We start from the raw sequence: 22,029 nt of genomic DNA on the forward strand, positions 1-22,029 counted from the left end.
AGCCGGGTGGTGCGAACCGGCGCGTAGGTCAGTTCGCGTCGCGGGGGTCGAAGGACGCGGTGTCGATCGACAGCGGTTCAGGGAAGGCGCCGGCGACGGCGTCCCAGCGGACGAACTTGAAGCCGGTGCCGGCCCGGTCGCCGTCCGTGGGCGTGGCTTCGCCGTCATGGGTGATCAGCATGCCCTTGGGGAAGTTCCTGCCCAGGGGCACGTTGACCACCGTGGAGCCGTCGGAGTGCTGCACGCCGTCGACCGCGCCGTCGCCGATGCGGAAGGAGCCGACGTAGGCGTTGTCGTCCTCGCGCTCGTAGACGGCGAAGGCGTTGTCGCCCTGACTGGAGGCGAGGACGTACCCGGTGCCGTCCGCGGCGTGGTAGACCGTGATGCCCTCCGCGTCGGCGCTCAGGTGCTCACCGCCGAAGCCGGGGTCATGAGCGGTGTCGAGTACGCACTCCTCCTCCGCCCCGTCGTACGTCCACGGCGTGCCGTACTCCCGGACGCGGTCGACCAGCTTCGGGTCCTCGAACTCCTCGTCGTCCAGGTCGATCCGCCACAGGCCGACCCGCTCCTGAGCGGCGTACAGAACGTGCTCCTCCAGGTCGACGGCCATGCCCTCGACCTGGGGGTGCTCGCCCGGGTCCGCACACGGGGTCCACTTCTTGCCGTCGGGCAGGGTGAACGTGTCGGGCAGGGCGAGGGTGTCCTCGGTCCGGTAGCCGACGCGTCCGCCGCGATCCTCCAGCTGCAGGAGCCGCAGGCGGGTCTCCTCACGCTGCGACACCACCACATAGGCGTCGTCGTCATCGCTGAAGGCGGTCAGCCCGTACGACGTGCGCTGCTCTTCCACCTCGGTCTCGTCTGCGGCGAAGACCGGCGGGGCGTCGAAGGCCGTCACGTCCTTCAGCGGCGGCCTGCCGGCCGCGACAGCGGCAGGGTCGATGGCATACGCGCGGACGCGGTCACGGCCTCGGTCACTGACGAGGGCCAGGTCCGTCTTCCGGCCGCCCAGCTCGAACCCGTAGACGATGTCGACGTTGTTGAAGCGGCCGGGCTTGGCATCCTCGCGCGGGGCCTGAGGCGCCGCGATGTGCTGCAGGCGTCGCCCGTCGAGTCCGTAGACGTCGAGGCCCGCCTCCTTCAGCGTGCCGACGACGATGCTGCGGCCGGGATTCCTGGGATCGACCCAGACAGCCGGGTCGTCGGCGTCGGCGTTGCCGCCCGTCTCATCGTCATAGACCGCGGGAGTCTCCACAGAGGCCGTGACGGTCACCGGGGCCACGGGGCCGGTGGTCAGGCTGAACGCCGTGGCAAGTGCGGTCAGGGCACTGAGGGCGAAAGCGCTCATATTACTCCTTGGTAGGAATGTGAACGCCTAGGAAGCTATGGGGACTTGCCGAAGGCATCGCAACGCGGTCGTTAACAGCGGATGATCTTTCGGGCGGCCCGTGCGTCGACTGGCCGTGCCTTGTCGCTCGCCCTCGTCGCTCGGCCGTGCGTGTGATCGTCGTCGGTTCGCCAACGCCCCGCCCCTGGCGATGCGACCGCCGGGGGCGAGGCGTTCACGAAGTGGGCTGTTTCTGCGTGGCGTTACGGATGCGGATGCGGATCAGGTTCTACGGGATTCCGTGCCCGTCAGAGGGCGGAGACCCAGTACCGGTCGAGGGTGAACCGGCCGTTGCCGCCGGCTCCGTTGCGGGTGCCGGTGGTCTCCCGGGCCAGGGTGTACCAGGAGTCCACGAAGTCGGCGTCGTCGGTCCAGAAGGACGACGGGATCGCGTCGACGATCGGGTCGACCAGCGGGACGTACGCGCCGAGGTCGGCGATGGTCAGCAGGGCGGCTGCGAGGGCCTTGGCCAGCGCCGAGTAGTTGGTGTCACCGTCGTCCTCCAGCATCACGACATCGGCGAGGTTGTACTTGTACTGCGACCAGTTCACCAGGATCTGGTTGGGGTAGTACGTGGTGCCCGCGTCGTTGAGGTACGGGTGGGTCACCGTGTCGACACGGACCTTGCCGTCGTGTCCGAAGCCGCTGACGATGCTGAAGATCTCGGCGTCGCCCTTGATCCAGGTCTCCATGTCGTCGTTGAGGCGCACCGAGGTGATACGGGAGGTCCAGAACCCGGTATCCGCAACCGCGGCCGGGGCGACAGTCGGTGCGACCCCGGCGCCGGCGAGCTCACGCTGCAGAACCTTCAGACCTGCCTCGACCGCCTTCTCTCCGTCGATGCCGATCACGTACACCGGCACGTCGGGGGTCTTGGACGCGTCCAGCGTGTGCGCCAGACCATTCGTGTCATACGCGGTGACAGCCGCGGTCTCGTCATCGGACGGGGTGACGGCGACCAACGGGGCGCGATGGGAGTTCGCGTCTCCGCGCAGGGTCACGGTAAGCAGCCCGCCCGCGTCGGCGGCCAGCCCCTTCACCGCGAGCACAGAACGGTCCGCAGCGGCGACATCGGCGGCGAGCGATGCCGCGGTCCTGGTACGGGACCTCTCGGCCAGCGCCCTCAGCCCGGTCTCCTTCCCGCCCTCGACGGCCCTCCTGGCCTCGGCCCGCCAGGAGGCATCGGCAAGCGAACGAGCCAACGAGCGGGCGACCACATCCTCTGCAGCCGTCACCGGCGACACCTTCGCCACGCCGCTCACCGCAGGCGTCGCCACGGCCGGGCCCTGGGCGGCGGTGGCCACGATTCCAGCGAGCGCGACGCTGCACAGGGCAGTGCGGAGCTGTTTTCTGACGGACAAGACATCCTCCAACGGAAGTCGGGCGACATCCCGGGGTGCCGGGGTACGCCGTTTGCGCCGGCCGCGGGTGTGCGGTCGACGCGGTGGTGCCGTGGTGGAGCGCGACCATGATGGGGCATGACCTGTCTACGCGTATAGACCATGCCAACAGCACTGCAATAAAGGCGAGTTGGATGCCATCTATCTGGCTTGATCGCGCCGCTTGATCAGGGCCGCGCCACCCGCGCCATGCCCGTGCGGGGCTGGCCCCGGTCCGCCAGGTGCGTGCGCGCCTCCCCGCCGCCCCGTACGTCGGCTCGCCGCGGGTACGGGGACGCCGCTCGGTCTGCCGATTCTTCGACGTTGCTGGAGTGTGCTTGCCGTCCGGTGCGGGTGGCTTTGTGTGCGGGAACGGCAGTCACTCGTCTACAAGCTCGGGGGAGGCTGCGCGCGGTGTCGCCGGTGATCTGGGCTGGGTCGGCTGGTCAGCCGGGTCAGCCGGGTCAGCCGGTCAGTCGGGCGAGGGCGAGCTTGTGCGCACGGTCGAGGGAGTCGGCGGCAGCACAAGGGATGTCCGGCTGCACACCGGTGCCCTCCCAGTTGGTGCCGGAGACGGGGTTGACGGCGCGGCCGACGGGGACGGTGGCTTCCAGGTGGGGGTGTACCGTCCAACCCTGGCACGGGTGTGCGCCGCCGCGGGTGCGCTCGCCGACTACTACGGCGCGGCCGAGCTGCTGGAGGTCGTACGCCAGCTCTTCAGCGGCGGAGAAAGTGCTGGCACTGGACAGCACGTACAGCGGCTTGCTGCCACCGAAGCGCGCGCCGGGAACGTGCGGCAGGCTCCAGGACTGCGCACTGCGCTCGCCGCTGCGCCAGTGCATGGTGTTGAGGTGGGTGCGCTCGTCCAGGAGGTAACTGCAGACGAAGGCGACCGTGTCCGGGTCGCCGCCCCGATTGGCGCGAAGGTCCACGATCAGCGCCTGGGCGCGGGAGGCCAGGGTGAGCGCGGCGCCCAGCGGCTCGGCGGCCCACTCCAGCGGAAACAGCATCGGTGTCAGCTCCACCACGGCGACCCCTCCGTCGAGCAACTGCACCCGGGGTGCACCGCCCAGCGAGGCATCGAAGTCCCGGCGCATGGCGTCCAGGGTGGCCGCCCCCTGCTGCGGGGGCACCGGGTCAGCGTGGTGCTTGAGCCTCAGGTGTCGGTCGCCGTTGACGGACTGCAGGTCCGCGGTGACCAGACGGGCAAGCTCCTCGGCGCCGTCGACGTCGTAGGCGCCCTCGGCGAGACGCCGTCGCAGCAGGCCGACGAGCTGCTCGGCTATCTCGGGGAAGACGTAGTGCTCGATCAGGAGCCGGGTCGTCTCGTCGATGACAGGGGCCGGCGCAAGCTTCGTCGAAGTCGTCACGGCAGGAAGTACAGCACTGCCCTTGCGCAAGCGTCAAAGAGTTCAGACACTTTCGGCATGCGCGATCAGCCTCCCTATCCGCCACCTCCTGAGGACGTCCTGGAGATCGGTACGCCCGAGCAATTCGCCGCACTCGCCCACCCGTTGCGCCAGCGCTTGCTCTTCACCCTGGGCCACCGGCCCGCCACCACCAGCCAGCTCGCGGCGCAGCTCGACGCGAAGAAGGGCAACGTGGCCCACCACCTCAAAGTGCTCCGCGAAGCCGGGCTGATCCACATCGCCGAGACCCGCCAGGTCCGCGGCGGCACCGAGCAGCACTTCCAGCGCACGGCCCACCACATGGTCGTCGCCGAACCCCAAGCGGCCGGCACCGCCGCCATGCTCACCGCGGTCACCCAGGAACTGCACCGCTCTCCCGCCGAACCCCACCTGACGCTGCGCCACCTGCGCCTCAGCCCGGCGAAGGCGAGAAAACTCGGCGAAATGCTCGCCCACCTGGTCGACGAGGCCGATGACAACGGGGAGGAGCAGCCCCTACACGGCGTGTTGGTGGCGCTCTACCAGCAGGCCTTGCCCGCCAGCAGCACCAGCAGCACCAGTTCCAACTGCTGACAAGCGCTCTCGACGGCTAGGCGCAACGCCGCAGGCCGGAAGTAGCTGGAGGCCGGCAACGACGCGCCTTCGCTTACGAGCAAGGCCACGTCCCGTGGGCATCGTGAACCCGCTGCGGGTGCGTGACGTACGAGCCGCCCGTAGGCTCGCAGCGCTGGGGCGCCGAACACGGCGATCAGCGCGGGGGCCGTGCGAATTTGGCGAGGAATGGAGCGAGTCTGATGGCGGATGACCAGGTTAGCCGCAATCTCAAGGGCATGGATGATCTCGATTTCGCCGGGTGGAACAGGGCCGACTGGAACGGTGTGTTTGCCCACCACCACACCGACGATGTCCTGGTGGACTGGAAGGGCCAACCGCCGACCCGTGGAGTCCAGGAGCACATCGATGCCATGAAGGCCTATGTCGAATCTGCGGGTGGCACGCCCCCGCAGATCACGTCGCATCCCATTGCCTTTGGGTCAGGCGAGTGGACCTGCGTCATTGGCGAGTTCGAAGGTGGTGGTCGCATGGTTACCGTCGCGAAGTGGCGCGACGGTGCGATTGCTGAGGAGTACATCTGGGCCTAGCGTATATCGAGGAGTGATCAATCTTTGGGTTCGCCTTCACCCCGACGCTCTGGTTCGGTAGATCGTCTTGCGTGACACGAATGCAATTGACCGATCCGGATTGGGAGTTCATCGGGCCGTACCTGCCGATCGGCGAGTATGGCCCGTACCCCGAGCGGCTGCGGCAGCAGTTCGCGGGCGTGATCTGGCGGTTCAAGACGGGCGGGCAGCGGCGGGAGATGCCGACGGAGTTCGGCGCCTGGTCGACCGTCCACAACCGCTTCCGGCAATGGCGTGACGCCGGCGTTCATCCTGACCACAGGCCAGGCAGCGGACAGCCCGCAGTTCATCTCCGTCCTGAAGAAGGTACGGGTAAGCGGGCCCGTCGGCCGACCCCGCATCTGGCCGGACGCGGTCGCCGGGGACAAGGCGTACTCGTCCCGCGGAAACCGCGCCCACCTGTGCAAACGCCGTATCAAGGCGGTCATCCCGGAGAAGGAAGACCAGACCGCCAACCGGAAGAAGAAGGGCTCCAGAGGCGGCCGGCCCGTCAGCCACGGCGCCGACCTCTACAAGGAACGGAACACGGTCGAGCGCGCGATCAACAGGATGAAGGCATGGCGAGGCATCGCCACCCCCTATGACAAGACCCTCGACAGCTACCTCGCGGCCTCTCCCTGTGCGCCTCGATGATCTGGATCAAGGACCTCACCCGGACCACTCGCTGACCACGACTCGATACGCGCCCTAGGCCGTGTGCCGAAAGTGGACCCTGGGCTGTGGATGATCACGGTTCATGGGCCGGGGAGATCTCACGGACGAGCAGTGGTCGGTGCTGGAGTCGTTGTTGCCGAAGGGCGCCAGGGCGGGGCGGCCGCCCGTCTGGCCTCGGCGGCGGTTGATCGACGGCATACGGTTCCGGGTCCGGACCGGTGTTCCATGGCGGGACGTCCCCGTCGAGTACGGACCGTGGGGACGGGTCTACGACCTGTTCCGCCGATGGCAGCGAAACGGCACCTGGCACCGGATCCTCACCCGGCTCCAGTCCCTGGCCGACGCGAAGGGCGCGATCACGTGGGACCTGAGCGTCGACTCCACGGTGTGCCGCGCCCACCAGCATGCGGCCAGGGCTCGTAAGCGGGGCGACCTGCAGAAGGAACCACTGGTGGCATCTTCACCGAGCCGCATGATCATGGGCTGGGACGGTCGCGCGGCGGGTTCACCACCAAGCTCCACCTGGCAGTGGAGCAGGGTCAGAAGCCCATGTCGATCGTGGTGACGGCAGGGCAGCGCGGGGACTCGCCGCAGTTCGAACCCGTGCTGGACAAGGTCCGCGTGCCCCGCCTCGGGCCGGTCCGGCCACGCGTCCGCCCCGACCGCGTGCGGGCCGACAAGGCGTACGCCTCCCGCAGAAACCGCGCCTACCTGCGTCGACGCGGGATCCGCTGCACCATCCCGGACAAGGCCGACCAGGCGCGCAACCGCCGGAAGCGCGGTTCCCGCGGCGGCCGGCCGCCGTACTTTGACCCGGCCGACTACCGTGAGCGCCATGCGGTCGAGTGCGGGATCAACCGACTCAAGAGACATCGCGCCGTCGCCACCCGATTCGACAAACTCGCCGTCCGCTTCGAAGCCACCGTCCTTGTCGCCGCGATCGGAGAATGGCTGTGATCAGTACCAATCGTTAGAGCTGCGGCGACTAGAAGAATGTCATGTCCCAGTCGCCAGAGATCAGGGCCCGCACGGCTTCCTCGAACCCGTGCGCGACCCGCTGAACTCCTGCGTCACCACCCAGGACGATGTCACCGTTCTCTGCGAGGAGAACCACCTCCTCGGTCGAGAGGGCGATGCCCACCGGCAGGGCGGAAATTCCCATACGCTTCTCGAAAGAGCGGACGTACGCCGGGAACGCCACCACGGCCTCCTCGACGGAGATCGTCAGCGACGCCTCGTTCCCGGTGACGTGCGATGGCCAGAAGACCGTCGTCTCGCCGTACGTCCCGAGGAACTCCACGAGCTCGTCGGTGACGTCGAAACCCGCCTCCTGGTAGGCCAGGCGGGCCGCCTCGACGTCCACAGGACCGCACTCGACACGCGAGGCACCGGCGAGCGACCTGATGAGGGACTGCTCCCTAGCCCTGCTCTGCTCGTCACTCATCCGGTGTGCACCTTTCTGGCCATGCGGGGCACCCACGTCTCGGAGTTCTTACACATGGGGAATCCCTTGCCCTCTTGATTGCCGGTCACGATATCGAGGTTCTTCAGATGGGCTCTGCCGTTCAGGGCGTTCGTGCCCATGCGAGGCTCGCCGCACATGCCCGTCGGCCAGCCGTTGGCATGCGGGACAGATGGGGAAAGCCGCCCAGCACCTGCCGCCGAGGCCGGACGGGTGCTTGCCCCGCCCTGGCACCCTTCGGCAACTACGGCTTCAGCACCGCCCACTGCTCGTCCGTGAGATCTCCCCGACTCATGAACCGTGATTGTTCACAGCCAAAGATCCACTTTCGATACACGGCCTAGCGGCACGCACCCCACGGCACAGCACACCTGGCTCGACGCATTGACCCGCCACGCCCGCTGTTCCGCAGCCATGCTCACCGGACGTCGGACGAGCACTTGCCTGACCGGGGCTGCCAGTCGTTGGTTGCTGGTGACTCCGCCACCTGCCACAGCGTCTGTTGCCGGCCGGCGGGAAAGGCCGCAGCTGTACGACGGCTGCTCCTGGCGTACGCGGGGGACGGCCTGATGGTGACGTAGAGATGCCCTCTGACCACCTGCTCCGTGACCGTGGGGAGCGGTCCCGTGCCGGCGGGGACGGCGCTATTCCACGTACACCCAGTTGGCGAACCGCCCGAACGTGGCCAGGGCGCCCGTTCCCGCGACGCCGTCGATTGCGCGGTGTAGCCGTAGCAGGCCGTCAGTCACTCCTGGACGTCCTTCGCCTGGCTGGTCGACAGTCCAAGATTCACCACGGAGGTGATGGTGTTCGTCTGGGCGTGGGCCGCCTGCGGGGTCGGCGCCGATGCCGCGAAGGCAGAGCCAGTGCCAACGACGGCGCCGCAGGCCAGCGCCGAGGCGATGAAGGCGGCGGCCTTGTTCGGAAATGCGGGCAAGGCATCCTCCATGGTTGCCGTGGCCCGTCAGGTACCTGCACCCGACCAGCTCGTCAGCAGGTTGGGAAAGGCTCACGCCTTCTCGGCTTCCTACGCCCCGCTGGCATGAACCGCCCCTCGGTGGGGGATCCGGGGGCTCAGGGGGTGGAGCGAGTGAACGAAGAGGTGTGCAGCGTCCGGGAGTTGCTCAAGGACGGGGCGGTACGTGAGCGGCGTGGTGCGCTGTGCGGACGGATCAGGGCCGCGGGGATCACCGTCGAGGACATCCTGTGCTGCGAGGACAGGTCGGGATTCGTCGGGCCCGGGCAGGCGGACGGCTACACCGTGGTTCTGGCCCGGTCCGGCGGTTACCTCCGTCGGATCGCCGGCGAGGAGTTCTTCGTCGACGCGAGCGGTGGTTACCTCACCCGGCCGGGTGACGAACACCGGGTCGCTCACCCGATCGGCCCTGGCGACCGGTGTACCGAGATCCGGTTCGGCGCGGAGCTGTTCACCGACCGGTTCGACGGCCCGTCGCTCTCCCGCCGCTTCACGGTCACCGGCGCCACCGACGTACGCCACCGTGCCCTGCTGGCCGCGGCGCGGCGCGGGGCCGACGAGTTCGAGGTGGGAGAGCGGCTGTACCGGTTGCTCGACGACGTGGCCGTCGGCGCCGGGCACTGGCGCACGGACACCGCCAGCCGTCCTGCCGCCGCCCGTGCTCACGCCCGGCTGGTGCGCGACGTCTGCGCCGTCCTGGCAGGCGGAACCTCTGGGCTCGGCCTGTCCCTGGAGGAGCTGGCCCGGGCAGCAGGGTGCTCCCCGTACCATCTCAGCCGCGTCTTCCGCGCCGTCACCGGCACGACGCTCACGCATCACCGCAACGAGCTGCGGATCCGGGGTGTGCTGCACGCGCTTGAGGAAGGTGAGGAGAACCTGCGCACCCTCGCGTACGCCTACGGATTCGCCGACCAGGCCCATCTGACGCGTGTGTGCCGCAGCCATACAGGGCGTCTTCCCAGCTCCTTGAGGGGGGTTCTCGCGGATCGAGCATGAATGTCCAACGTTCTGGCCACGGGCGCGGCGCAGACTGGCGGCGGCCGGAGACCCGGCCTGCGCCGTGCTCCCCGAGGGTGCCGCACGGTGCCCCGTCTTCCTCGTGGGAGAACGTGACGATGACCTTCCTGACCAGAGCCGGTACGACGATGGCGGCCGCCCTGACGGCCGTCGCGTGCGCGGGCTCCGCACCCGGCGCCGCCTCGACCCCGTACCCCTCAGTCCCCTCCACCGCCTCCGCCGCGGCACCCCGGCTCACCGATCCACGGCCCTGCCCCGGGCAGACCGACGTGACCTGCGCCGATCTCACCGTGCCCCTCGACCGCGCAGGGGCCGTGCCGGGCACTGTGCAGCTGCGGACCGCGGTCTTCGGCGCCGCAGACGCACCCAAGGGGACGCTGCTCTTCCTCACGGGCGGCCCCGGCCAGCCGGGCGTCCCCTTCGTCCGACGGATCCGCGAACGGCTCCCCGAAGTCCTGGCCCAGTACCGGCTGGTGATGATCGACCAGCGCGGCACCGGCGACGCGGCCATCGACTGCCCGGACCTCCAGAGGGAGGTGGGCAGCAGCGACACCGTCGCCCCCACTCCCGGCGCCGTCACAGCCTGCGCCGCAACCCTCGGCGTGAAGCGGAACCTCTACACCACCGCCGACACGGTGGCCGACCTGGAAGACCTGCGACGCGCCCTCGGCGTGGCGTCCTGGACACTCGACGGAGTGTCGTACGGCACGTTCACCGCCGGCCAGTACGCCCTGACCCACCCGCATCGGGTCCGCAAACTCGTCCTCGACTCCGTCGTACCGCTCGACGGTGCCGGCGTGCTGTACGAGGACTCCCTCGGCCACTCCGCGCAGGTTCTCCGCACCGCCTGCCGCGAGCAGACGTGCGGCTTTGACCCGGCCCGGGACCTTGCGACGGTCGTCCGGCGCGACGGCAACGGAGTCGGCGTGTTCAACCTGCTCGTCATCGCCAGCATCATCGACCCGAAGCTCGACAACCCCCACTTCCGCATCCTCGAAGCCATCCACGCCTCCGCCTCAGGCGACCGATCCCGCCTCGACGGCCTTGTCGCCGGCTTCTCCGCGCCATCCGACGAGCCACCTTCGGAATTCAGCTCCGGACTGCACGCCGCAACGCTCTGCGCCGACTCCCGATGGCCATGGGGCGATGCCTCCGCACCCACCGAGGGACGTGACCGAGCACTGAAACGGGCCGTCCGACAGATCAATCCGGCAACAGCCTGGCCCTTCGAACGGGAGACCGCAGGCGCCCAGGGCATCGCGCAGACCTGCCTACCCTGGCCCACCTCGCGCCCCAACCAACCAGCACCCCGCCGCACCCTGACGATGCCGGTGCTGATCCTTGCCGGCGACCGGGACCTGTCGACGCCGCTGCAGTGGGCCCGCGACCTGGCGGCCGTCACCCCACGGGCCGAACTCGTCGTTCTCCCGGGCGCCGGCCACTCCACCCAGAGCCGCAGCGACGGCGGGTCCCGGGCCGCGCAGGAGTACCTGCTGCGCTAAGGTCTCCGTCCCCGTCAGCTCGGCGACACCCCCGTGCGCCGCGCGCTGCACCACGGCCGACACCTCTGCTTCTCGGCCTGTTCATGGTCGCCGAGGCGGAGCTGTGAAGCGCTGGCGAGGGTCTAGCTGATTCGAGAATGAGGACAGAAAAGGAGAAGCCTCACCGGACCCGGTTCAGCCTCCGAGGCGGTGTGCAAGGTGGAGCAGATCTGCCAGGTGCAGCACCCGTCCGCCGAATCCTGGGAGGGGAACATGGAGTGGCTGGGTCCAGTGGGCGGGGATCGCATCCAGTCCGTAGTACGCCCCCGCGAGGCCTCCGGTCACTGCGGCGACGGTGTCCGTGTCGCCGCCGAGGTCGATCGCCGCGCGTATCGCGTCTTCGAAGCTTGTGGTGGTGCGCAGGGACCAGACGGCGGAGCCCAGACAGGGCCAGACGGCACCGTTGAACTCGGTCGCCTGGTCGGGGTGCCAGCCGGGTGCGAGGACGGTGGCGTAGCGGTCGCGATGGTCGGGGTGGACAAGAGGCAGGATGTCCGGGAGCGCACCGACGGGGTCGGTGTCCTCGAACGTGACACGGATGAGCTCGTGGAAGATCGCGGTGCCTTCCCAGGCCGCTCGGTCCCCGTGGGTCAGGGCAGCGATACGGCGAGCCGCGTCCATGGTGGCTTCTTGGCCGGCGCGCGCGAAGTGGACCGCGGAGGTCGATGCCCGCATCAAGGATCCGTTTCCCGCTGCTCGCTGGTTGACCTGAAAATGGATCGCGGCGGCGAGGTCCCAGGGCATGCCGTTGGTCAGGACGTCTTCGGTCTGCAAGCCGATGTCCTTCGGCTCTGCTGCCGCCCACCGCTGGAAGCGGGCGAAGATGTCCGGCAGATCCAGCCCTCCCCGCTCCAGCAGGGACTCCCCGACCAAGACTGCCATCTGCGTGTCGTCAGTGGCCTCGCCCGGGTCCCAGCCGCCGCCTCCGCTCATCTCGCCACCAGCACCAGCACCAGCACCAGCACCAGGCGTCGGAAACCGCGCGGAGAACGCCCCCTGGGGGCCGAACTCGAAGGGGCCACCCAAGGCGTCACCCACCGCTGAGCCGACAACCGCGCCAGTGACCCGCTGAATGCGCTCCATCCGCGCAGGTTAGCTGCGCCGCGCCGACGGCCGCGCGGCCCTTTCCCTTGTACGACTCCCCGAACCACAAGCGGCGACCGCGCCCCGTCCTGCAGGGGGTTCGCGGTGACGAGTCGGGCCGCCCGATCAGAGGACCTGCCCTGCCCCCGGCCGGTCGCCATCGCCGAAAAAGACATGCCTCAGGCCCATAAGAGGGATCCATGCCGAATTCCAGGCCTTACTTAGGTTTCAAGCTCGGCGATTTCCTATCCTTCCCGCATGGCACTCATCTCTCTTCGTTCGGCCTGGAGTCTTCTTGTCCGGAGTGTGTTTCGCCCGGCATGGGACGGAGCGCACTGGGTCCTTGACGTGCGAAGGTTTCAATGGATCCTATTGTTCGACTGTATTTTGTTTGCAGTCACCGGACTCATCGATCTCGGACTCGCAGGAACTCCACAAGTAATCACATGCCTCCTGCGACTCGCTTCCGCATTCGTGAACGCCATGGCCTTCATGCAGATCCGGAAAAAGCTTGGGCGTTTGAGAAGCGCTGGCGTCACGACCGCAGGTTATAAAGTCTGGGAATTCCCTAGCGTCATCGCCGGTCAGGCCTCGGCAATCCCGATCCTGTTGTTCCCGATTTGGATCGAGCTTGGCAGTGGTCTCCACGACATCATCGACATCATTGTGTTCAGTGGAGCGTTACTGCTGATCATGCTTGCTGTGCTCGCTGTGGTTTCCGTTGCCGGAGAGGTGCATGCCTTGAATGCGACCTGGGGGCTGGTCGTGGCGGTACTTCCCTTGATTGGGCTGATTCAATTCTGGTACGCAACGTTCTACAGGCCGGCGCACGAGGGCCCGCGCGTGAACGTGGTAGCAAAACTCGATGAGATAGGGAGCCATGGTGGCATCACCCGTATGCGTGGAACCGTGATCTTGGAGAATGTAGGGGCTGGGTAACTGGATGTCATCGGTGCCACGTATACGGTCACGGGATATGACGTTCCGGCGGCTCACCACCTAAGCCAAGATGACGTAAGTGCAGCCCTGGGAGATAAGGCGCGCGTGGCATGGAGGGAAAACGAAGGATATAGGGGGCTGCTCAAGGTCGGCCGCCTAATCCGCCATGGTGGACATCTGACACCGGGGCAGAAGAACGAGGCGTCGTTCGTATTCGACGCCAAGAATGAATCGCAGGATAAGGTGAGGCTAACAGTCTTCCTTTATCTAATTATGCACGGTGCGAACTCCTTGGAAGGCTTCACCGGGTGCGAGAGGGGTGATTTCGAGGAACCTGATGTATGTCTTGAAGTCAGGCTGCCTTCCGAGAGTTTCATTCGTGACCTGCTCGGTGATCGACCGGTAGCCCGTGTGAAATTTCGCCACCCTAACGGGGGGAGTGTTCCGGTGCCTCTGCAGGAAGTGAAGTTCTTTCCGAAAGGATTCAGTGTCGGAAAAGGTGCCAGCGACGTGCAGAGTATTGAGCCCTACCGGCTCAGTAGGGGCGTGACAAGTAGTGTCGAGTACGGATTGGATCCGTAGCCCTGTGATGGATCGGACCGTGGCGATGGCGGCGACGAGCGGGTAGTCGTAGGTCAACTTCATCGGCCGGCCCCTCTCGCACTGCTCCTCCTCGCTCCGGCTGGCCTATCGCGCTGAACCCGACCGCCGCGCCGATCGTGCTGGCCGACCGCATCGACGTCCCCGGCGCCTTGACGATCGTGATGGACGACCGGCCCTACTCAACTGCTGCCGGGGGCCCACGGGTTACGCCCACCCGCTCTTCGAGTGCGGCGACTACGAGCGCACGGTGAACTGCCCGTCGCCCCGCTTGTGCAGCCAGCCGCGATCGGCCAGCTTGGTCAACTTCCCGCGCAGCGGCTCCAACTTGCCCCGCACCCCGGCACCTAGACCTGGCGCCTCACCGACGGCCCGGGCGGCGACTGGCCCGCCGGCCCGCCGGTCTGCCGCACGGCGGCCAGGATGCGCTGGTATTCCGTCGGCAGCGCGGACGCGGCCACCCCTGAAGCCCGGTCCGGGACCAGCTGCACCGCCCGACCCGGCACCTGCACCACCGGCGACCCGGCCGATGCCCGCTCGTCAGCGAGCTGCTCGCCTATCCGCTGCCACACCCGCACCGCCACGGCCAGCTAGGGCCTGTCTCTCTGATGCGGCGACAACCCATACAGTCCGTAAACTTTGGTTTACGTAGGCGATTTAGTAAACTATGGTTGTCGCATGACGGTCTCTGAGATCACCCAAGAACAGCAGGCAGAGCTCGACAAGGCCCTGTACGACGCCTTGAACCCCCTGGCCTCGGCCATCCGCTCCCGGGAGACCGGGTTGTCCGCCGACCGTATGTGGGACGCGAGTCCCGTTGAAGTGGCGCTGTCCGTCCTGGCCGCGTGGAAGGTGATGGATGGCGAGGTCAAGCGGCTCACGGAGCGGGCGGCAGTGACCGCCGGCTCCTACGGTGCGAGTTATGAGCAGCTGGGAGCTGTCTGGGGCATCACCCGGCAGGGCGCCCGTAAGAAATGGCCCGATGCCGTCAGTCGCCCAGCACCCGCGACAGGGGGCAAAAGCACGCTTGCGCTGTTCGGAGGGACTGCTGAGCTGGTGCAGTCGCCTTCCGGTGGTTGGGGCTGGACTGGTCGAGGCGCTGATGGAGCATCCGGCACGGCCGCCGATGGGGCGCCGTACGCGACCGCAGAGGAAGCAGCGGCCCACGCGGGCGCATTCCTCAAAGAACACACCCTCGGCATCGGCGATCAGTCCTAGAGCTTCTCAGGTGGGTCATCTGCGGGCCCAGATGAGGATGGCGGCGAGGTGGAGTGCAGCCTGGTAGGCGATGGCGAGCTTGTCCGTTCGCATGGCCAGGCAGGCCGCGCCACTGCCTGAGCCGGTTGATGCAGCGTTCGACCGCGTTGCGCTGCTTGTGCGCCTCGGAATCGAAGACGGGCGGTCGGCCTCCGGTGCGACCTCGCCGCAAACGGTGGCCGACCTGGTCGGACGGCTGGGGCTTGTCCCGTAAATGATCTTCGAGTGGGGCATGCTCGGCCGTCGTGCGCCGCTCGTCTATCCGGCGAGTGCGAGGTCGTGCATCCGGGCAATGCCGAGCATGGCGTGGTGGACGCCGTCGCCTTTGAGGCGGCAGTCGCAGAGGATCTTCCAAGTCTTCATGCGGGCGAAGACGTGCTCGACGCGGGCCCGGACCTGCTTGTAGGACTTGTTGTGTTCCTCTTTCCAGTCCGGGAGTTCGGTCTGGCCGCGCTTGCGGCGGTGCGGGATGACGAGTCCGGTGCCCGGGTAGCCGCCGTCGGCGATCGTGAGGGTCTTGCCGACGGCGGGCTTGGCGCCGGATTCCTCCCATGCCTTGCAGTCGTTGCGGTTGCCGGCGAGCGGTCGGCCGAGCACGACGACCAGGCGGGTGTCGGCGTCGATGACGACCTGGTGGTTGGTGGAGTACCGGTAGTTCCTCGACCGCTCGGCGATGGTGTGGTCCCAGGTGGGGATCAGAGCGCCGTCGACGATTAGCCCGGTGTCCTTGGCGAACCGCTTGGGGGCTGGAGGGCGAGCAGCGGCCCGAGGTGGTCGATGATCCGGTCCGCCGCCGACTTGGACACCCGAACAACGGGGCGAGCTGGCGCATGGTCAGGTTCGTGCGCCAGTATGCCGCGACCAGCAGTGGCCGGTCCTCCAGCGGAAGGCCCCACGGCCGGCCCTTGCGGACCGCGTCCACACCCTGGCGCCACGGAATCGTCACCAGCTTGGCGAAGGTGCGAGGGCTCAGCCCGGAGAACGGGGCTATCCAGGACGGCTCCGACGCCGTGATCACACCAGCCATGCGGCGATCATTTCAGTTGCCGATGACGCTCGTTCTGGCCGATCCTGTCCACTTCGCAAGCGAGGAGGATCACATGGGCTTGACCCTGTTCCCAGGAGACGGAGACATCAGCAGCCCGGACGTCTCGTGGTCCTGCATCCGCTTCAACGCTTTCCGGGAACGGCTCGCACAGGCCGAGGGGTTCAGCCTCCCGGAGATGTGGGGCTTTGGCGGCGACCGGCCGTGGAGTGACATCTCCACCACCCTGGAGCCGCTCCTCGATCACCCGGATGTCGGTGGTGACGATCTCTCTACTGCCGACTGCGCTGCGATGCTGCCTCGCCTCCAAGCGATCATCGGCGAATGGCAGGAGGCGCCCGACGAACCACTCCTCCAGCAGCACATCCAGGACGCTCAACAACTGACGGTTGTCCTGCGTTTCTGCGTAGACGAGAGCGTCAACCTCGTCTTCCTCTGAACTTGAGGAGTGTCCAGGCAGCCGATACCTCACCCCCGTCGCAGTTACGGGACAGCCCTTGGAGATGACAGCGCGGATGGCGCGTCGGCGGAGGTGACTCCGGATCGCGCGGGATGAGTACGCGCGGTCCGCCAGGATGGCATCGGGCCGGGTCCGCGGTCTTCCGGGTCCGCCTCGCGGGACACGGATGCGGCCATGACGGTCTCGAAGACCGGGGCGTCGCCTGCCCCTGCCTGACCGGCGGTGACATGCAAGGCCAACGGCCGTGCATGTCCGTTGCTGGCGAGGTGGACCTTCGTACTCAGGCCGCCTCGGGAACGTCCGAGGGCACGGTCGTCAGGTTCGGCCCGGCCTGAAGCCCCTTTTTCCTGGCTCCGGCGGCGTGCTGGTGGGTCCGGCCGACGGTGGAGTCCACCGACACGGTCCAGCCGATGTCGTCAGCGCCCTCTGCCGCTGCCAGGACCGCGGCGAGGATGCGTTCCCAGGTGCCCGTCCACGGCCCACCCGATCAGCCGTTTGTGGGCGGTCTGGAACGAGAACGAGCCGAGCTCGTCGGGCAAGTCCCGCCAGGGCGAGCAGGTGCGGTACTTCCGCGCGATGGTCTCCAGGGTTCGGCGGTGATCGGCCGACCGCCGACCGCCGACCGCCCACCGCCGACCGAGGACCGGATCGGCCGGCATCAGCAGCTCGATCCGGTCCCACATCGCATCAGTGATCACTAACCGGACGGATATATCCGATCAACTGACCAGCCATGCAAAGAGACACGGCCTAGTCCCGCTCGGCCCGCACCTCGGACAACGGCTTGCCCAACTGCTCTTCGAGTTCATCCGGTTCCGCGCGGCGCGCGGTGACCCGCTCATGCACCTTGGGGTCCATCATGCGTCGGAGCGTACGAGCGCAACCCGAGACGGCGGATGAGGAACCGGAAACCCGCACCTGCCAGACGATCTGTGCCCCGTGCTGCCGCCTTACCGAGCAGCCCCGGCGTCAGGCCGTCCGGATCCGGTCCCGCACCTCCGGCCGCACCTCGAACCCCGCCGCCTTGTACGTGGCGACGCCGCCGACGTTGGAACTCGGCGTGCACACACGTACGCTCGAGGAGCCCATCTCCCGCAGTGCGGCCGCCCCGGCCACGGTGATCGCCCGGCCGTAGCCGCGACCACGGTGGTCCTCGTGGACGCCCATCGGCTCGACCAGCCCCGGCTTCCCCAGGCCGGCCGACCACACCGTCACCACCGCTGCCACGCTGCCCCGGTCGTCATAGGCGCCCAGGCAGCGGGCGTCGGCGTAGAACGGTCCCGCCGACATCGCGTGCCAGTACTCGTGCGTAGGCCTCGAGGTGTTGAACGCCGACCGCAGGACGTCGGCGAAGTCCTGCGCCTGCTTCGGGCCGATCGGCTTGATCCGCGCGCCGGTGTCCTCCACCGGCTCCGTGAGGTCGCGGAAGAGCGGCGTCCACGGCTCGTCGACGCCCCAGCCCTCCTTGCTCAGCAGGTCGTGGAGCAGGAGGCCCAGCGGCGCCTCGATGGACACCGCTCCTTCCGGGAGCACGCCGCGCTCAGGCAGCGAGAAGTCTTCGACGAGCCGCCACGCCAAGTCCTCATCCTGGAAAGCGTCCGGAGCGACCGTCATCCGCACCAGCGTCGGCGAGTCGAGCATCCCGACCGCGAGAATCCGCCCGTCCCGACTCCAGGTCCGGACCACCGCGGCCGTCTCGGCCGTCCCGAACCGGTAGTTCCAGCCGATGTCCCCGGAATGCAACTGCATCGGCGCTTCGTCGTACTGCCACTCCCGCAGCGCGGCCATGGCCTCGCGCACCCCGTCGACAGTCGGTGTACCCAGGACAATCGTCATAGCCGGGATCAGACACTCCATCCCGAAGGCCCGCAACCGATTAACCGGGTCGGCCGCTGCCCGCGCAGCGGCCTGACCAAGAGCTTCTACGGTGTGGTGTCTCTTGAGGCGGTTGGTCCCGCACTCGACGGCATGGCGCTCGCGGTAGTCGGCTGGGTCGAAGCGCGGTGTCCGACCGCCGCGGGAGCCGAGTCTGGCGGTTGCGTGCTTGGTCGGCCTCGTCCGGGATGGTGCAGCGGATCCCGCTTCGGCGCAGGTAGGCGCGGTTCTTGCGGGAGGCGGTGACGTTCACCAGCCCCGACCGGGTCCGAGATACGATCCACAACTTCACTGCCGATGCCGATGCCGATGCAGTCGCCTCGTGCTGCCCCGTGTCGGCGTACCCGTGAATGTGCTCAGCCACGTACGGGTGAACGGGCTCTGTCGGTGTCCTCCGGGACACCACCGGCATCCCAGCGCGCATTTGCGAGTGGGTGTCACACGAGAATGGGCTTGTGCAGTCGGTCCGGGCCGTACAGGAGCACCCGGACATCGGTTGGGACGGCGGCGCGCACCGCGGCGGCGACCTCCTCGGCCTGACGCGGCCAGACCAGCGGGTCGAATCGGAGTTCCACGTGCACCTCGGGCCCTGCGCCGTTGTCGACGAGCTTGAAGCGAGGGTTCCCCGCCTCGTAGTGCCGCTGGTCGGTGTCGGGGTACAGGTGGTCGAAGGCGACTGCGACCTGTGGCAGGTCGGCCAGGACGGACACGTAGTCGCTGGGAGTGAGGTACTCGCCGCTCCGGCCGGTCGTCACGCAGTGCGCTTCCCGTCCCAAGGGGAGGAATCCCGGCTCGCCCCACTCCGGGCAGGGGTGCGGGGCGATTTCGACCATGTCCCCAGGCCGGTAGCGGATCCGGGGTTCGAATTCCACGTATGGGTAAAGGGCCGTCACGAGCAGGCTGCCGCGCCCGCCGAGCGGGACGTACCGGTCAGGGTCGGCAGGATCGACGACCTCGGCGACACACGAGGGAGGGAAGTGGTGGTGGGCACAGGTGCGGCACTTGCGCGCGTTGCACATGCGCAGTTCCGAGAAGCCGTAGACGCACTCGATGTCCGCTCCCCACCACGTCCGCAGCCGTGACTCCCATGTGGGGGAGAGGAAGTCACGCCCGACCTCGACCGTCTCGATGCCGAAAGCGGAGAGGTCGCCGAAGCGTTGCAGCATGTGCAGGGTAAGGATCTTGATGTGACGTGTCGTGCCCACCAGGACGCGGATGCGGGCGCCATCCGCGGTGCCGTTGGCAATGAGGTCGGCTGCCATGTCGGCGTAGCGCATCGAAAGGAGCGGAACGAAGTCGCCCTCTTCGGCGAGGTCGAGTCCGACAACGGCTCCATGGCTTATGCCTGCCAGGTGCAGGCGGCGGCGGCCGTCGTCCAGACGGCTCGACCTCAGGGCTGTCCGCTCCGCCTCGGTGGAGCAGAAGGCCTTCGGGACGCCGGAGGTGCCGTTGGTGAACCCGGTGACGATGCTGTCGGTGGAGGTGGAGCGAAGCTGCGCACGGGCCGATGACCAGCCGTCAGGATCGAGCTGGGGCAGCCGGCGCAGGATGGCGGGGGCGTTGTCCGGCCGGATCTCCCCGGCCGGGATCAGCTCACGGTAGAACGGGCTTCCCTCCCGGGCGCGGGTCAGAGTTCTGGCCAGGCCGATGAGGCGCTGCTCGGTGAGGGTGGGCTGCACTGGACCGTCTCCTGGGGAAGTGGATGGGGTGACCGGGTGCGGGCCGTGCGCTCCCCGTCGCAGCGGAGCGCACGGCGCGCTGCACCGGCGGTCTATCGGTCACCGCATGGTGGCGCCGGTGATCAGCGGCAGGTGGGCGTGACGAACAGGGCCGCGTGCACGGATGCCTCGGCCGGGGCAACCGCAGTGAGCCGGCAACCCGCCTGCGTCGTCGTTGCGGGGGCCGGACTCGCGACCACGACGGTGGCCACGGCCAGCCCGGCGCCGAGTGTGAGCAGGGCGGCGGCGCGCTTCGCCGTGATCTCGGGCATACCGTTGAGCATGGGCGATCTCCTATTCGTTGGAAGAGGTCTGGGTGCATCGGTCGAACGACGTGCGAGCCCGCCCAAACCGCGGGTGACCCAGTCGGGTCACAGGCCACGGGCTGGGCGAGTGTGAGGGCTGTGCGCGAGGAAGGAAACCGTCAAGTACCGCTGCCCTCTTGTCGATGCGACACGAGAATGCGGTCAGGTACCTCGCACCCGTCTCCCGCACGGGATCAGCAACCAACGACGCAGAACCTTCCAGGCCTACGCCACGTCCAACGCGACTCGCGGGGCACACATGCAGGCAGCACCCACTGCCTCGCAGGGCAAGCATCGCTGCCCCCGCGCACGGGGCACTGGTCCTGCTGCGCCGGGCTCATCGGAACTTCGGCCGCGGCACGAATGCCGTCTGGCTCTGCCGCGGACGGCGTGGAACGTCAGGGCCCACCAGCACGTCGACGGGCCGGAAGGAGGGGGGTGTCCCGGCCGGTCGTGGCCCCCACGGGCTATCGCGTCCGGCACCAGGCCAGGGCGTCGCCCAGGGTGCTGAACACCTCCCAGGTACGGGAGTGTCCCTCGCCCGCCTCCACGAAGCTCCTCTGCGCGACGACGGCGACGTGGTACCCGCGTTCGCCGAGGTCGGTCAGGACGGAGGCCAGGGCGGCTGTCGGTCCCGGGAGGACGGCGGACACCGCGGTCAGGTCCAGGAGCACCCAGCCTGGAGCGGGTGGTGTGACTTCCTGGAGCGCCCGGACGAGCGCCTCGGTCTCGGTGAACTCCAGGACACCCTGAGCGCTGACGAGGCCGATGCTCCGGCCGTCGTGTTCCAGGCGTTCGGTGCCGGTCACCGTCGCCGCACGCAGCCCCGCCCGGTGCATGAGGTGCAGCCCGAAGCGTTCCGACATCTCGCCGAGGGCGGCCACGGCGCGGACCGGGTTGCCGGACCGGTTCAGCGGAGGGCTGTAGACGGCGACGCCGAAGCGGGCCGGACTGGCTGCGATCAGGCCGCCGGAGACACCGCTCTTGGCCGGCAGGCCGACATCCGACAGCCATTGCCCCGCGCCGTCGTACATCCCGCAGGTGGCCATGACCGCCAGGGTGCGGACCGTGATCGGCTCGGCGACAACCTGGACGCCGGTGACCGGGTTGAGGCCGCCGTTGGCCAGGGTTGCGGCCATCACCGCCAAGTCGGCGGCCGTGACGCGCACCGAGCACTGGCGGAAGTACGTGTCGGCCGTCTCGTCCGCGTCGGCCCGCAGCGATCCGGCCGAGCGCATCAGGTAGGCCAGAGCGCGATTGCGGTCGCCGGTGGCGACCTCGCTGGCGTAGACGCCCTCGTCGACGTCCAGGGGCCGGCCGGCGAATGCCGACAGGAGGGCGAGGACGCGCTCGAAGCGTTCGGCGGGGCTGTCGGCCCGTACCGCCGCGGTGGTGACCATCGCCCCCGCGTTGATCATCGGGTTCGCGGGGCGCCCGGTGCCGGGCTCCAGGCTGATGGCATTGAACGGGTCGCCGCTGGGTTCGACTCCGACGCGGCGCAGCAGCTCCTGCGGACCCAGATCACTCAGCGCGAGGGCGTACACGAAGGGCTTGGACATCGACTGGATGGTGAAAGGGGCGTCCGTCTTCCCCGCCTGGTACAGGTGTCCGGTCATGCTGACCAGCGCGATGCCGAAATCGTCCGGGTCGGCCAGGGCCAGCTGGGGGATGTAGTCGGCGACCTGACCATCACGGAGGGCCCCCAGTCGTCGGTGGATGTCGCTCAGGGCCCCTGTCACCGGAT

Annotated in this window: 19 protein-coding genes and 5 pseudogenes; 11 read left to right on the forward strand and 13 right to left on the reverse strand. The window is 68.2% G+C overall.

What is annotated here, in order from left to right:
• Positions 1 to 28: 28 nt before the first annotated feature.
• From ACFCY7_RS03750 to ACFCY7_RS03760, 3 genes are all read right to left on the reverse strand, one after another.
• A complete protein-coding gene (locus tag ACFCY7_RS03750) occupies positions 29 to 1,345 on the reverse strand; it encodes a phytase (protein WP_376481010.1) in 1,317 nt (438 codons plus the stop codon).
• A gap of 287 nt (positions 1,346 to 1,632) precedes the next feature.
• Entirely contained in the window at positions 1,633 to 2,745 is a 1,113-nt protein-coding gene (locus ACFCY7_RS03755) for a DUF3103 family protein (RefSeq protein ID WP_376481011.1), read from the reverse strand.
• 482 nt (positions 2,746 to 3,227) lie between these two features.
• Positions 3,228 to 4,133, reverse strand: a complete 906-nt coding sequence (locus ACFCY7_RS03760; RefSeq protein ID WP_376481012.1) for a S41 family peptidase — start codon at positions 4,131 to 4,133, stop codon at positions 3,228 to 3,230.
• A gap of 57 nt (positions 4,134 to 4,190) precedes the next feature.
• Between ACFCY7_RS03760 and ACFCY7_RS03765 the strand changes: the two genes are divergently transcribed.
• The 5 genes and pseudogenes from ACFCY7_RS03765 to ACFCY7_RS03785 all read left to right on the forward strand — a co-directional run bounded on the left by ACFCY7_RS03765 (position 4,191) and on the right by ACFCY7_RS03785 (position 6,964).
• Entirely contained in the window at positions 4,191 to 4,745 is a 555-nt protein-coding gene (locus ACFCY7_RS03765; RefSeq protein ID WP_376481013.1) for an ArsR/SmtB family transcription factor, read from the forward strand.
• A gap of 221 nt (positions 4,746 to 4,966) precedes the next feature.
• Positions 4,967 to 5,314 carry a hypothetical protein gene (locus tag ACFCY7_RS03770; protein WP_376481014.1) on the forward strand — a complete coding sequence of 116 codons (348 nt, stop codon included), beginning with the start codon at positions 4,967 to 4,969 and terminating at the stop codon, positions 5,312 to 5,314.
• Between the two features lie 71 nt (positions 5,315 to 5,385).
• Positions 5,386 to 5,602: pseudogene (locus ACFCY7_RS03775) on the forward strand (transposase); the annotation flags it as partial.
• A 3-nt stretch (positions 5,603 to 5,605) separates the two neighbouring features.
• A pseudogene (locus ACFCY7_RS03780) lies at positions 5,606 to 6,021 on the forward strand (transposase); the annotation flags it as partial.
• A gap of 68 nt (positions 6,022 to 6,089) precedes the next feature.
• Positions 6,090 to 6,964, forward strand: a protein-coding gene (locus ACFCY7_RS03785) for an IS5 family transposase (protein ID WP_376481016.1) whose coding sequence is annotated in 2 segments (ribosomal slippage) — positions 6,090 to 6,480 and positions 6,480 to 6,964 — 876 coding nt in all. Because the reading frame shifts where the segments join, the coding sequence is not laid out codon by codon here.
• Positions 6,965 to 6,992: 28 nt separating this feature from the next.
• Here the strand turns inward: ACFCY7_RS03785 and ACFCY7_RS03790 are convergent.
• Both ACFCY7_RS03790 and ACFCY7_RS03795 read right to left on the reverse strand, forming a co-directional pair.
• Entirely contained in the window at positions 6,993 to 7,451 is a 459-nt protein-coding gene (locus ACFCY7_RS03790) for an SUKH-3 domain-containing protein (RefSeq protein WP_376481018.1), read from the reverse strand.
• A 763-nt stretch (positions 7,452 to 8,214) separates the two neighbouring features.
• Complete coding sequence (locus tag ACFCY7_RS03795) at positions 8,215 to 8,418, reverse strand: hypothetical protein (RefSeq protein ID WP_376481020.1); 204 nt, start codon at positions 8,416 to 8,418, stop codon at positions 8,215 to 8,217.
• A 141-nt stretch (positions 8,419 to 8,559) separates the two neighbouring features.
• Between ACFCY7_RS03795 and ACFCY7_RS03800 the strand changes: the two genes are divergently transcribed.
• Positions 8,560 to 9,441, forward strand: coding sequence for a helix-turn-helix transcriptional regulator (locus ACFCY7_RS03800; protein ID WP_376481022.1), 882 nt, complete (start codon positions 8,560 to 8,562; stop codon positions 9,439 to 9,441).
• 119 nt (positions 9,442 to 9,560) lie between these two features.
• Positions 9,561 to 10,964 carry an alpha/beta fold hydrolase gene (locus ACFCY7_RS03805; protein WP_376481024.1) on the forward strand — a complete coding sequence of 468 codons (1,404 nt, stop codon included), beginning with the start codon at positions 9,561 to 9,563 and terminating at the stop codon, positions 10,962 to 10,964.
• Positions 10,965 to 11,138: 174 nt separating this feature from the next.
• On the opposite strand, the gene ACFCY7_RS03810 is transcribed toward ACFCY7_RS03805, so the two are convergent.
• Positions 11,139 to 12,086: an ADP-ribosylglycohydrolase family protein gene (locus ACFCY7_RS03810; protein WP_376481026.1), complete on the reverse strand. Its 948-nt coding sequence runs from the start codon at positions 12,084 to 12,086 to the stop codon at positions 11,139 to 11,141.
• Positions 12,087 to 12,344: 258 nt separating this feature from the next.
• Between ACFCY7_RS03810 and ACFCY7_RS03815 the strand changes: the two genes are divergently transcribed.
• From ACFCY7_RS03815 to ACFCY7_RS03825, 3 genes are all read left to right on the forward strand, one after another.
• A complete protein-coding gene (locus ACFCY7_RS03815; protein WP_376481027.1) occupies positions 12,345 to 13,025 on the forward strand; it encodes a hypothetical protein in 681 nt (226 codons plus the stop codon).
• Between the two features lie 105 nt (positions 13,026 to 13,130).
• Positions 13,131 to 13,607: a hypothetical protein gene (locus ACFCY7_RS03820; protein WP_376481028.1), complete on the forward strand. Its 477-nt coding sequence runs from the start codon at positions 13,131 to 13,133 to the stop codon at positions 13,605 to 13,607.
• Positions 13,608 to 14,303: 696 nt separating this feature from the next.
• Positions 14,304 to 14,843 carry a hypothetical protein gene (locus ACFCY7_RS03825; protein ID WP_376481029.1) on the forward strand — a complete coding sequence of 180 codons (540 nt, stop codon included), beginning with the start codon at positions 14,304 to 14,306 and terminating at the stop codon, positions 14,841 to 14,843.
• A gap of 15 nt (positions 14,844 to 14,858) precedes the next feature.
• On the opposite strand, the pseudogene ACFCY7_RS03830 reads toward ACFCY7_RS03825, so the two are convergent.
• Positions 14,859 to 15,084, reverse strand: a pseudogene (locus ACFCY7_RS03830) (IS5/IS1182 family transposase); the annotation flags it as partial.
• A 56-nt stretch (positions 15,085 to 15,140) separates the two neighbouring features.
• Positions 15,141 to 15,909, reverse strand: a pseudogene (locus ACFCY7_RS03835) (transposase).
• On the opposite strand from ACFCY7_RS03835, the gene ACFCY7_RS03840 reads away from it, so the two are divergent.
• Positions 15,833 to 16,366, forward strand: coding sequence for a hypothetical protein (locus ACFCY7_RS03840; protein ID WP_376481124.1), 534 nt, complete (start codon positions 15,833 to 15,835; stop codon positions 16,364 to 16,366). The pseudogene ACFCY7_RS03835 and the gene ACFCY7_RS03840 overlap by 77 nt on opposite strands.
• A gap of 21 nt (positions 16,367 to 16,387) precedes the next feature.
• Here the strand turns inward: ACFCY7_RS03840 and ACFCY7_RS03845 are convergent.
• The 5 genes and pseudogenes from ACFCY7_RS03845 to glsA form a co-directional block, all read right to left on the reverse strand.
• Positions 16,388 to 17,100: pseudogene (locus ACFCY7_RS03845) on the reverse strand (IS5 family transposase); the annotation flags it as partial.
• A gap of 256 nt (positions 17,101 to 17,356) precedes the next feature.
• Positions 17,357 to 18,223 (reverse strand): GNAT family N-acetyltransferase, encoded by an 867-nt coding sequence (locus ACFCY7_RS03850; RefSeq protein ID WP_376481030.1) that lies wholly within the window; start codon positions 18,221 to 18,223, stop codon positions 17,357 to 17,359.
• 476 nt (positions 18,224 to 18,699) lie between these two features.
• Positions 18,700 to 19,941 (reverse strand): hypothetical protein, encoded by a 1,242-nt coding sequence (locus ACFCY7_RS03855; RefSeq protein WP_376481032.1) that lies wholly within the window; start codon positions 19,939 to 19,941, stop codon positions 18,700 to 18,702.
• A 122-nt stretch (positions 19,942 to 20,063) separates the two neighbouring features.
• On the reverse strand, positions 20,064 to 20,264 hold the full coding sequence (locus tag ACFCY7_RS03860) for a hypothetical protein (protein ID WP_376481034.1): 201 nt from the start codon (positions 20,262 to 20,264) through the stop codon (positions 20,064 to 20,066).
• A 488-nt stretch (positions 20,265 to 20,752) separates the two neighbouring features.
• Positions 20,753 to 22,024 carry a glutaminase A gene (gene glsA / locus ACFCY7_RS03865; protein ID WP_376481036.1) on the reverse strand — a complete coding sequence of 424 codons (1,272 nt, stop codon included), beginning with the start codon at positions 22,022 to 22,024 and terminating at the stop codon, positions 20,753 to 20,755.
• Between the last annotated feature and the right edge of the window lie 5 nt (positions 22,025 to 22,029).

It is taken from the genome of Streptomyces sp. NPDC056361 (assembly GCF_042262805.1).
Lineage (GTDB): Bacteria > Actinomycetota > Actinomycetes > Streptomycetales > Streptomycetaceae > Streptomyces.